This is a genomic window from Streptomyces sp. NPDC091371 (assembly GCF_040684275.1).
GTDB lineage: Bacteria > Actinomycetota > Actinomycetes > Streptomycetales > Streptomycetaceae > Streptomyces.
Genome location: NZ_JBFBFP010000034.1, coordinates 76,938 through 89,746 on the forward strand (window position 1 = coordinate 76,938; position 12,809 = coordinate 89,746).

A 12,809-nucleotide genomic window follows, 5' to 3' on the forward strand; every position below is an offset into this window, starting at 1 on the left:
AACTGGAGCATCGACTCCAGGCCCGTGCTGGTCTCCGTCGACTGCTCCCCGCTGTAGCTGGTCGAGCCGAAGGCGATGCGGTAGCGGGTGAGGGCGCCCGGGGCGGGCCCGGAGCCGGGCACCGGGACCGCGAGGTCGGCGGGGGTGGGCAGCAGCCAGACGAGCTTGTCCCCCACGGCCAGCCGCACGCCGTCGCGGAACAGGGCCGACCACGCCTCCGGGGTGTTGTTCAGGAGGAGGCGGACCATGGCCTCCTCCACCTCCGGCCGGATCGCCGCGTCCAGGCCGAGGGCGGTCGCCGCGGCCCACAGCCGGGCGCGCTGCTCGGTCCAGACCGGTACGGTCTCCACCGTCATGGAGCCGACGGCGCCGCCCCGGACGAAGGCCGGCGGCACGACCTCGGGTGTGGCCGCCGGGGGTTGGGTGGGCGCGGGCCGCTCCGGCGCGGGGGGCTGCTCCTCGGTCGGCGGTTCCTCCTCCGCCGGGCCGTCCGCGGCCTGCTCCTCCTCGGCGGACTCAGGGATGGTCTCCAGGGCCGGGCCGGGCGGTGTGGTGGCCGGCAGGGCGGGGGCTTCCTCGGGGTCGGGCTCCACGTCCGCCTCGGTCGAGGTGGTGACCGGCGGGGCCGGGGTCAGGTCGTACGGCTGCGGGGCCGGGGTGATCGGCCGGAGTACGGTCAGGGCGCGGGCCGCGGCGGTGGGGCTGTAGAGGACCGCCCCGTCGGGGATCACGACCTGCACGGTGCCTGGCGCCCCGTGTTCGGGCCGCCAGGTGAGGGTCCACACCACGTCGCCGGTCCGCAGCAGCCGGTAGGGGCGCTTGCTGCGCTTCTCGCCGGTGTCCGCGGTGTTGCGGTCGCCGCCGGTCTCCGCGAACCAGGTCGTCTGGAGGGTGCCGGTGCCGGTGACCCCCTCGTGGATGTTCCCGGTCCGCCTGGTCTCGTTCTGGCCGGTCAGCCGCTGGTTGAGGCGCAGAGCGACGTCTCCCCGTACCGAGACCCCGTGGTACTGGTTGCTCCACGCCTTCTTCCCCGACCGGGTGAAGGCCCGGGTCGTCGCTTCCGACACGGTGATGTCGCCGGGCTTCACGGCGTGGACGCTCTGGACGTCCGCGGAGACGGTGAGCACCCCGGACAGGTCGCTGACGACGCCCGGGATCGACAGTTCGACCTCCAGGCCCTGCTGTGTCATCGGCAGGAAGCGGCCGGGCATGGACGCCGGGCCGAAGACCGCTTCCAGTGTCTCGGTGGCGGAGATGGGCATGCCGTGCCAGGAGTGCGACGCCGTGGAGAGGTCGCGCAGCAGTCCGTGGGCCGCGTCCCGCAGCGTCGCGAGCCCGGAGACCGAGGAGACCACGGTGTCCCTGAGCAGCAGCGCAGTGAGCGGCAGCCCGGTACGCGCCGGGACGTGGGCGACCTGAGTGATCCGGGGTGCGGGGCGGGGGCGTGCACCGGTGTCGGACCGTACGCCGATCTCCTTCGGGAACGCGAGCGTCAGCCGCCCGGAGAGGTCGGTCGGGCCGATGTGGTGGGTCAGGACCCCGCCGACGGAGGGTGCGAGCGCCGGAAGGACCACCCCGGGCAGCGAGCCCAGGACCGGCAGCCCCGCCGTCAGGGCGCGGTGGACGCGGATGTCGACGGACATGCCGACCGTGTGTCCGCTCAGCCGGAGCAGGCTCATACCGCGCAGCGCGCTCAGCACGGTCTGCTCGGTGGCCACCGACTGCCGGAAGCCGCCGGTCCGGGTGCCGCTGCCCTGAAGGGTGGTCGTGGCGTCCTGGTTCACGTCCCAGGGCGCGAAGGATTCGCTGGCCACGGAGACGATGCCCTGCGCGCTGTGGGAGGAGACGACATCGGTCGCGGTCTGGAGCAGCCGGGTCGCCACCCCGGCCCGGTCCCACAGGCGCACCTCGCCCGTGGTGCCCAGCGGCACGGCACCGTGCAGGTTCGCCTTGAGGACGATCTCGGCGACAGAGGTGGTGGCCAGGTCGCGGTCGGGGACGTGCAGGGTGAACCCGTTCAGCAGTGCCTCTACGGACGAGCGGATGCCGGTGCGCGAGGCCAGCTTGAAGAACTCCCGCTCCACGGCCGCGGCGTGCTCACGCCCAAGGTTGGCCCTCATCCAGGGCATCACCCGGTCCGCGAGGAACGCCCGCAGGTCGGGGACGTCACGGACCAGGGTGATCCCGAGCGCGCCGTCCTCCTCGACGGGTGCCACCCATTGCGCTACGGAGCCCGCGGAATCGTTGGAAGCTTCGGGGTCGTCGGAGGCCTCGGGCGGGACCGCCATGGGGTGGTCTTCCGGAAGGAGCTTCAGGGCGACGGCGTCCTCGGCGTTGAACATCATCAGGCCGTCCACGGTCACGTCACCGGTCGCGGCCCGTTCGCCGAAGCGGCTGAGGCCGAGCGCGCCGCCCACCAGCTCGGGCAGGCCGCTCTCGTTCCATACGGAGAAGCCGAGCCGCAGCCTCACCCGGGCGTCGCTCCACACCTGGGCGCCGATGGCGGCGTCGAGGGTGTCCGTACGGCCGACCAGGCCCTCGACGGAGGTCTCGGGGGTGTCCTGGGCGTACTGGTAGCCGCCGCGGAGGCGCAGGGTCTCGTCGGGGGAGACTCCGAGGGGCAGTTCCAGACCCGCGCCCATGCCGGTGAGGGCGTTGCTCCTGTTCCGGGTGACGACACTGCGCGCGCTGTGCCCGTACAAGGCGTAGCCGAGGGAGGTGCTGGGGCCGATGGAGCTCAGCCCCACGACCTCGGCGTGCAGGGTGACGGCCGCCATCTGCCGGGCGCCCGACCAGTGGGTGCCGATCTCACGCTGGAAGAGGGTCTGGGATCCCGAGGTGAAGTCCGGCAGCCGCTGGCCGAGGGTGTGCAGGATCCCGCGCAGGGCGGCGTGGTCGACCGCGTGGAGCCTGCTGACGCCGAGGTTCGCGAGCCCGGACTCGATCGCGGTGAGCGCCGGCCCCATGTGCAGGTACGTCAGGGTGTCCAGGGGCAGGCGTCCGGTGGGGTCGGGGGTCCCCACGAGGCCTCTGTCGGCGTGTCCGGTGGGGACACGGACGGGCCGGCCGTCGGGCCCCTCCTCGGAGCGCAGGGACACCGACGGCACAGGCTCCTCGCCGTCGGTCGGCGTCTCGTCGAGGAGTTCGTCGGGCAGGACGAAGGTGCCTGCGAAGGTGAACGGCACCGTCCGCAGTTCGCGGGGCGGGGCGCCGGCTCCGGCGGTGACGGGGCGCGGAAGTTCGGCGTCCGCCGCATCGTGGTCGCTCTGTCCGGAACCGTCCGCGTCCACGCCCGCGTCCACGTCCACGTCCGCGCCGCCGGGGAGCGGGCCCTTGACGGCCTCGTCGTACTCGATGCCCTCGTCGTCCCCCATGTCGTCGAGGCCTCCGGGCATGCGGCTGCCCGATGCCTGCCGGGACGGCTCGGACCGCACGCCGGCGACGGGTCGCCCCTCGAGCTCGATCTCCTCGGCCGGGGTGTCTCCCCCGACGGTGGCGGGCGCCGGAGTGGGCAGCGGCAGCGTCTGCTCCACGCTGACTTGGACGGTGAACCGGGTACTGAATTCGGTCATCCATTCCGCGAGCACTCCCGTGCCCGCGCGCACCATGAGGCCGCTCTGGGTGATCTGCGTACGGGTCCGGGCCCGGGAGCCGTTGCCCCGGGGCACCACTCCGTCGAGCGGCCCGCTCTGGGCGGCGACGATGTTCAGGGACAGGTCGGCCGCGGCGCTGAGCGCGTTCCCCCGCGTGGAGGTCGTCGTCAGGTCATGCCCATAGGCGCTCAGGATCTCCATGTCGCCGGTGAGGGTGCGTACCTTGTCCGAGCCCGCCTGGTCGTACGTGGCACGTGCCGTGACGTGGATCTGGTGCCCGTCGTCCAGCCCGGTCAGGACGACCGACTCGCCGACGTTCAGCATGGCGGGGAGCCTGCCGCGCAGTTGCTGGCCGCCCAAGGCCGCCGTCAGCTTGGCGAGGTTGCCGTGGAGCCGCAACGTGTCCGCGTCCGCGCGCGGGCCCGGCCCGGCGGTTCCCTCGGGCGGCAGGAAGCCGGGGAACTCGGACCGGACCAGCGCCAGGGTCCCCAGCAGGATCTGCCGGGGGCCGTCCGGGTCGAGGTCGCCGATCCACACCGCTCCGGGCAGGAACTCGCGGAACCTGTCCGGAACCGCCAGCCGGCGCTCGGGGGCGGTGCGGGCGCGCTGCTCCGTGCCGTGCGACTCCACCTCCTCGGCCGGTTCCGTGCGCCAGCCGTCCGGTACCTCCGCGGCGAGCATCCGTACGTACGAGGTGAGGGGGACGGTCTCGGTGCCGCCCTGCTCGTCGGTGAGGGTCAGTTCGGTGTCGAACCGGACCACCGTGGAGCGTTCGTGGAGCATCAGCTTGGACGTGTCCATCCCGGAGACGGATTCCCCGGGCGTGCTCGTGCGGACGGTACGGGTGCCGGTCAGCCCGGCGTTGCCGGTCAGCCGCACCTGGGAGGTGCCCGCCGTGAAGTTGAAGGAGCCGCCGACCTGCAGCCGGTCGGTCTTGGTGAGCTGGCGTCCGGCGGTCGTGAGGTGGGCCCGCTCGAACTCGGTGCGGCTGAAGTCGTCGTCGCGCACCACCCTCGGGTTCACGTGGCGGGCCGCGACGCTGATCAGCCCGTGCCGCTTCCCGTCGGCGGAGAAGTACTCCGGCGAGCGGAAGAACCCGTCGGTGGCGTCGTGCATGCCGGCGACCAGGGTGTCGAAGGAAGCGAAGTCCATGAGGACGGCGTGGCTGGGGTGCCCCACGTCGGTGAACTCGGCCCCGGCAAGCCGGAACACGGCGGACCGGAAGCCGGCGGCGCCCTGGATCACCTCGAAGTGGGCGCGGCTGCCCAGACGCACGGCCTGCGCCGGGGTGCCCGTACCGGGGCCCGGGGCGATCGGGACCGGGGTGTCCGCGGGCCCCCATGCCTGCCAGTCGAGTTGCGCGGCCGCCGTGGTCGCGCGCCGCTGCCGGGAGGCGGTGTCCAGCGCGGTGCGCAGCAGGTCGGCGTCGGCCTCGCGGGTGGCGGTCTGCCGGCTCCAGTAGGCCGAGGTGGCGTAGGCGGGTCCGTCCTCGCCACGGGGCCGGGAACGGGCGGACTCGCGCGCCACGTTGATGACAAGGGCGTTCTCCTTCAAAGCGTTCCACTGGCCCCGGCCACCGCCCGGCAGCAGGACCACCGCGTCCACGCCGAGGCCGGCCAGGAAGGTCACGGCCCGGTAGGAGGAGTGCTTGACGCCCTGGTGGTCGAGCACGGTGGAGCCGGCGTAGGTGGTCTCGGCCGTGTTCCCCGCCGTCCACGGGCCGCGCAGCAGCCCGCCGAGGCCGCGCAGGCGCCCGGTCAGGCCGAGGACACCGGATACGGAGGCGTCCTGTTCGGTCGCTCCGGTCCGGGTGCGGGCGGCGAACTGCGTGGCGCGACGGTCGGTCATCCCGTGGACCCGGGCCTGCCGCCCGCCGTCCTCCTCGCGCAGCTCGCGCGTGGCCGTGTCGAACACCTCGTTCCCGACGAGGACTTCGCCGCGGGGGTTGGTCAGCTGCGTCCATCCGGCCGGGCGGACCCGGAGGATCAGGGTGAAGGCGGCGGCGCCGGTGCCGATGGGGAGGACGAGCGCGTCACTGATCGCGGCGCGCAGGTCGTTGCCCGAACTCAGGCCGCTCAGGCGCTGGTCGAGGGCCGGGCCGGCCTGCCGACGCAGGGATTGCGGCAGCAGGGCGAGGACTTCGTTCCGCATGGTCGTGAGCAGCGTGTCGTCGACGATCTCGTACCCTTCGCTGCCGGTGGCCAGCCGGAAGTCCGGGTCGGTGAGATGGCTGGGCGGCGCGAAGAGCAACAGGTCATCGGCGGCGTCCTGTTCGGCGACGCGGTCGACGGGGGCGTGCTCCGTCGCGCCGGCCTCGTGCGGGGCCTCGTCCGGCCGGGAGCCGGGCTCCGGCGTGCGGGCGGGTTCCGGCGTGGGTTCCGGTGTGGACTCCGGCATGGGCTCCGGTGTGCGGGCCGGCTCCGGCGGGGACGAGAGGAGGTTGAGGTCCGCCAGGGAGATGCCGTGGACCCGCGCGGCCGTGCTGAACGCGGCGCGGGAGACGGGCTCCGGCCACTCCGGAGCCGTGACCACCGCGTAGCGGGTCCGCTGGATCCCCTCCAGCGCCTCCGGGCGGACCGAACCGGTGAGGACCGCCCGGGTGTGCTGCACCGCGCTGAGCCTGATCCCGGCTCCCACGATCTCGCTCAGGGGGATGGACGAGTCGCCAGGGTCGGCGGGACCTGCCACCAGGTCGGCGTCGGTCATCGCGTCGGCGATCCAGCGGCGCAGCGCCGCCGGGTCGGGCCGGCCGTCGACCTCGCGCAGCCCGGGGGCCAGGGCTTCCAGGGCGCGGAACAGTCCCTGCGGGCTCGGGTCTGCCGCCTCGGGGAGCGGGGGCGGCTGCTCGTCGGCGCCCTCGTCCTCGGTGTGCGCCGGGGCCTCCTGTACGGCCGGGGTACCGGCCTCGACGTCGGGCTCCCGGGCCGCCCCGGGCTCCGGCTCGACGTGGGCCTGCGGCTCCGGCTCGACGTGGGCCTCCGGCTCCGGCTCGACGGTGACGGGATCCGGCCCGGCGGCGACCGGGTCCGGCGTGACCGGGTCCGGTGTCTCCGGGTAGTCGACCGTGATCACCGCGCTGCGGCCGCTCGTACGCAGCTCCGGATGGCGCCGCAGGGCCTCCCGGTTCGAGGCCGCCCCGGTCGTGGTGAACGTGAACCGGTCCACCAGCTCCGGCTGCGCATCGCGCGAGACGAGCTCCTCCGAAAGCAGCCTGCGCAGCACCGTACTCGCGGCCTCGGCGCGCCGCTGCCCCTTCTGCCGGGCGCCGGCCGACGAGATGGCGAGCGCCTGCCCGTTGCCGTACCCGACGATCCGGATGTGCGCCACGGCCCCCGGCACCGCGCGGTGCTCGTGTGCGTACGCCGCGAGCCGCCCGGCCAGCGGGCGCAGCGCATCGGTCTGCGCGGTGCTGACCCGCACGCCCTCGGCGAACATGACGTTGTGGGTCTCGTCCCGGCGGGGGGCCGGTGCCTGTGCGGGACGCAGCGCGCCGATCTCCTGCGAGGTGAGCGGGGCCCTGGGCGGCGCAGTCCCGAGCGGGTGGCGCGGCGGGTTCAGCGGGTGGTCCCGGATCACGGGCCCCGAGGCGTGCACGGCCTCGATGAGGGCGATCGAGGAGTCCGGCACGTCGAGTCCGCCCTCGGGGTCCGCCATGGCCCCGGCCTCTTGCACGGCCATTGAGTCGGCCTTGGCGCGGAACACCGCGTCCTTCGAGACGTAGTGGTCGGACTCGCCGAGGTAGTGCAGCAGTTCGTGGAACAGGACCCCTTCGGAGTGCCCCAGGTCCAGGTGCAGCTGGTCCGCCCGCCGCAGGGGCTTCCCCTCCGGGGTCGAGGTGACGGTGATCCGCTCGTCGTGCGCGTCGCCCTGCTTCAGCTTGACGCGTACGTACAGCTGGTCGTCGGGGTACTTGAACCTGCGCGGCTCCTTGTTCAGTGCCCGGTCCAGGATGTCCTGGAGCTGCCGTTCGAAGGCCCCCCTCTCCTCGGTGCTCAGGCCGACGACCGGGAGGTCCAGCGTCACGTCGCGGACCCACTCCCCCGGGGTCACCTCGATCCGCCGGATCTCGGACCGGATCAGGGTCATGCGCCCCTCCGCCATGGTGCGCGCGGGGTCGAACCTCTCCGTGCTGAGGTACGCCACCGGGGCGCCTTCCCGGCGATGGGCCCAGGCTGCGTCGAGAGCCGGCGCGGGCCCGGCCGGATCGGGCGACCACGGGCCCTGGCTGACACTTCGAGAGTACGGGGCCCGCGAGGTCCGGAGTTCTGCGATGCCCTGAGCCGCGCGGAACGACTCGACCAGTGTGTCGATGCCGCCCGGTTCCCGCAGCTTCTCGACCAGGGCCAGGGAGCGGGTCAGCTCGGGGGTGTCCGCGGCGAAGTCGATCGGCAGCGGGCCGTCCATGCTCCGGATGCCGCTGTCCTCCCACACGTAGGCGTTGCCCGTGCGGGCACGGCGCTTGGCCCGCCCGTAGACGAGCAGGTCCACGGCCCCGTCCTCGGGGTTCCCGACGTACGCGTAGGTGATGCCGCCCCAGCCAGAGCCGAGGTGGGCGTGCAGGGCCCCGTTGAGGTAGGCGGAGCCTTCCTGCGGCTGCTTCTCTCCCGAGGCCAGCCGGGCCAGGAGCCCGTCCTGTCCGACGAACATGCCCGCGTTCACACGGTTCGCGTACCGCACGCGGCGGGAGAACTCCCAGGTCGACGGGTTGGCCGGGTTCAGCGCGGCGAAGCGCCCGCGCACCTGCTCGACCTGCTGTTCCACCGCGGCACGGCGGTCGGTGTCGCCCAACTGCCAGGCCGGCTGGAGGGTGTCGCGTACGAGTGCGCGGTTCGCGTCTCCCAGGGCCACGTCGATGGAGCCGAGGTACGCGTCCACGTCCCGGTCCAGGTCCCCGGTGAGCGGCTCCGTCCCCGAGTAGGCCGCGAAGGTGAGGGTGGACGCTTCCTCGGGCTCCGCCTCCAGGAGCTCGACGAGGTCGGGCCGCAGGAGGAGCAGGGCGGCCAGTTCCGGATGGGCGGGCAGGTGCGCCAGGATCGCGGGCCGGGCCACGAGCCAGCCGGTCAGTTCCCGGTCCTGGTCCAGGAGCGCGGCGACGTCCGGGGCGGCCTGGGCCAGTTCCGCCAGCTTGGCGGCCTGCCCCTGTGCCCCGGCCGGCCGCGGGTTGGGGTTCGTCTGCGCGGGCGGCTGTACGGGGGCGGTCGCCGGTTCCGGGGCGGGTTCCGGTGCCGGGGTCACGGGGGCGGGGTGCTCCACGCCGTAGGCGTCCACGGCGCGTCGCAGGGCCTCGGAGCCGGCCTTGGCGACCTTGCCCAGCTTGCCCTTCTTGCCGGTGCCGAGGGCGAGTACGGCGGCCTCGAAGTGTGGCTGCGCGAGGGCGTACCGCAGCAGTTCCGGGTCGCCGAGGACCGCCTTGGCGAGCGTCGGCTGGTTGTTCAGCAGGGTGGTGAACGCCTCTTCGGCGAAAACGCCGCGCAGGTCCTCGGCGGTGAGGTCGGTGGAGGCTTCGGTCATGGTGTCGAGCAGGTTCGCGCGGCCGGCTGCCTTCGCCAGGAGCGCGGGGTCGGCGGTGACCGCCGTGACGAACGCGGGCAGGTGGTCCAGGGCCCGCCACAGCCGGGTCTGCCGGTGTGCCTCGCGCACCAGGACGCGGTGGGCGCGCACCAGGGCGATGACCCCGGGCTTGCGCAGTTGGCCGCGCAGTTCCGGCACGGCGATCACCGCGTCGGCCAGGCCGTGGAGGCCGTGCAGGGCGCTCACCAGGTTCGGGTCGGCGATGACGTCGGCCGCCAGGCCGATGGCCCCGTGCAGGTCGGGGTGGTGGGCGAGCAGGTCCGCGAATCCGGGGACGTTGAGCATGGCCTCGGGCAGCAGCATCTCGCCGGCCGCCGCGATCAGCAGGTCGCGGGAGCCCAGGATCTGCTCGGTCACGGCAGGCGCCTGGTCCAAGCCGGCCACCAGTGCGGCATCGAACAGCAGGTCGCTCACCTCGTCGACATGGACGAAAGCGCTGGGGTTCGCCGTGAGGGCGGCCGTCAGGGTCGGCGCGTCGAAGAGGATCCGGGCGAGCTCGGGGGTGCCGGTGACGGATTCCAGCAGCACACCGGCGCCGTCTGCCGTCACGGCACGCACGACCCCGTCGAGGAGCCGGACCCGCTCCGGGGATCCGTCCCCGCGGAGTTCGAGCAGGGTCTCGAAGAAGGGGTCGTTGTCCGCCATCGACGGGAGCAGCCGCAGACCGTCGCGCAGCAGGGCGTCGGTCATGGCCTCGTCGACCTGGAGGAAGCGGACCGCCGGGGATTGGTGGCCGAAGGCTCCCGCCAGGTGCGGGACCCGCGAGAACCGGAAGAGGTTCCGGTTCCGGGCGGCCAGCGACCCCGAGTCCCAGTCCCGCGCCAGCTCGTCGGCCAGGGAGGAGTCGTGGGCGAAGGCCTGGTAGAGGGGGCCGTTGGTGCGCAGCGCCGCGGTCAGCTCCGCGTTGCGGTGCAGGGCGCGCTGGCCGAGCTTGGAGGAGTCGGTGAGGACGGTGAGGAGACCCGGCCGGTGACGGAGGGTGGGGAGCAGTTCCGTGTTGGCGTACAGCAGGTGCAGGAGCCCGTCGTCGGCCCCGACTGCCTCCGACAGCCCGGGGATCTCCTCGTACGCCGCGTGCAGGGAGTCGAGCATGCGCAGGCCGGTTTCGTCCTGCGCGGCGTGGAACACATTCCGGGCGGCGTCCTGCGGCAGCGCCAGGGTACGCAGCGCGGAGGCCTCCTGCGGCGAGATGTCGAGGCCGGTGTCGGTCATGGTCCGGGTGCCGGAGTTCCTGATCTCGTTCAGCAGTCCCGTGCGGTCGCTTTCCAGGGAGGTGAGGCGCTGGGGGTGCTGCTGGATGATCCGTGCGACGGCCGGGTGCTCCACAACGGCGTTGAAGATCTCCGCATCGGTGGCGGCGAGCCACAGCAGCGGCGCGGCCTGCTCCGTGGCGAGGGCGTCGAGCAGCTCGTCGGTGGCCAGGAAGCGCGACCAGTGACCCGCCGTACGCGTGGTGGCGGAGCCGGGGCTCTGCGCCGTCTCGGGCACCGCGGCGGCAATGGCCGCGAAGGTCTTCAGAATCCCGCCGTGCCGGGCGCCGACCCCGGTGAGGGCCGGAGTGCGCAACAGGGCGTTCATGACGACCGGGAACCGTGCCGCCAGTTCCAGGAGCGCCGAGTCCCCTGCCGTCACCGCCTCCAGGCCGTCCGGCACCTCGTGCAGCACGCGCAGGAGGTCCCGGTTCTCGTTGAACACCGAGAGCAGCAGGCCGTCGCGGCCGGCGGCCTCCCTGAACCCCTCCGTGGCGGTCGCGACGGCGTAGTAGGTGGCTCCCATCATGGACCGGAGCGTCCATGCCCCGCTCCGGTGGTATGTGTCCGCCAGCCCGGGCTCGGTCCGCACCGAGTCCGCGAGCCCGTGGAGCGTGCCCGTGATGCGTGTGCCCACGTTCTGGATCCGTGAGTGGCGGAGCAGGGCCCGGGTCACGCCGGGGACGGTCATGTCGTCCCGGTGCGCCATGAGCAGGGCGCGGACGGTCGCGCCGCGGTTCGGATCCAGCAGGCGCCGGTACTCGTGGGGCGAGGAGAGCAGGCCGGGCGTCTCCGCCACGAGCCTGCTGAACTCCACGTCCGCGAACAAGACGTCGACCAGGGGCCGGTTGCCGGCGAGTGCGGTGCGCAGCACCTTGTGGAACCCGGAGGCCGTCGGGTCCCCGTTGTCCGGCCCGGGTTCCTGGTCGGTGGACTTCGGGGTGGCCGAGAGAAGTACCTGCCTCAGCGTCTCCTGGTCATTCGAGGTCAGGGCGTCGTCGAGGGCGTGCGGATCCTCCGAGAGCGTCGCGGCCAGTTGGGGGTTGGTGTAGGCGGCGCCCAGCAGCCGGGGGTCGGCGGCGAGCCGTCCGCCGAGCTCCGGGAGGTCCAGGAGCACGTCCGAGAGGAAGGGGTCGCCGTCCAGTACGGACAGCGTCCCGGGGTCGCGGTGCGCGGCGGCCAGCATGCCGGGGACGGTCAGCACGGTCTTGATCTGTGCCGGATGGCTGCGCATGGCGGAGAGCAACGGCAGGTCGGTGAGGAGCCGGTGGATCTGCTCCGAGTCGGTGAAGGCCTCCCGGTGGTCCAGCATCTCGTACTGGAGGTCCAGGTTGTCCTGGACGGCACCGAGCACCCGGTGCAGCTCCGCCGTGCCGCCGTCCGGACCGAGGGCGGCGAGGTCGGTCAGCAGGCTCGCGAACAACGGCACTTCGGCCACGACGTTGTTCGTCATGGCCATCTTGTCGTGTTCCATGACGATCTTCACCAGCTCGACGTTGCCGCCCAGAGCCAGGACCACCCGGTGGTCGCGCAGGACATCGAAGCGCAGCTTCCGGTCCCTCTCCAGTTCGCGGAGCAGCTTCAGGTCGCCGAAGATCCGCTTCACACCGTCGCTGTCGCGCAGCAACGGCCCCACCTCGCCTTGGAGGTCCGGGTCCCCGAGGGTGTCCAGCAGATCCGGGTGCGCGGCCAGGAGCGGGATGATCCAGGGATTCCTGTCGACGGTCGCCGCCAGCTCCGCTGAACGGCTGGCGGCGTCCATGACGTCGCGGTCCTTGGCGAGCGCGTACATCGTGGCCGAATCGACGGCGGAGGTGCCGGCCTGCAACTGGTGGGAGAGCCAGAACGAGACGACGCCGGCGTCGACGACGAAGTCGGGGACGTCCCGGGACATCGTGTCCGCGTACAGGAGGAACGTACTCACCGCTGTGTCCATGGCCCCCGCGAGCTTCTCGGGGGGCAAGGAGAACTTGCCGGGATTCCATACGAGCCATTGGGCGAAGGCATCGGCGACGATCTCGTGGGCGTTCTCGGGGGTCAGCCGGGGGCCGTGGGACGGCGCCCCGGCCGTGGTGGCCTCGGGGGTCGTGTTGGCGTCGGCGGCCGTGCCGGGCCCGGTGGAGCTTCCGGCTTCCCGGCTTCCCGAGCCGGCCTGGCCCGTCTTCTTCCTCGCGCCGGTGTTCTTCTTCTTCGCGCCGCCGGTCCGTCGGAGCGGGTCCGGAGCCACCTCGGGCAGGCCCGCCAGGAGGCCCCGCAGGACCGCCTTGGCCGCCACGTCGTCACGGCCGAGGCTGTCGGTCAGGATGAAGTGCGCCAGCTGACGTACGACCTTCTCCTCGGGCGTCAGCCTCGCGTACGGAGACGTCGTATCCAACGCCGGCGGCAGATGACGCAC

General features: G+C 73.1%; 1 protein-coding gene (only partly in view). It reads right to left on the reverse strand.

Annotated features, from left to right (window positions below):
- Positions 1–12,788, reverse strand: partial view of a hypothetical protein gene (locus tag AB0O21_RS29005; RefSeq protein WP_365175816.1) — the beginning only. 20,323 nt of this gene lie to the left of the window's left edge; the window shows 12,788 of its 33,111 coding nt (coding positions 1–12,788); its start codon is at positions 12,786–12,788; the stop codon falls past the left edge of the window.
- Positions 12,789–12,809 lie beyond the last annotated feature (21 nt).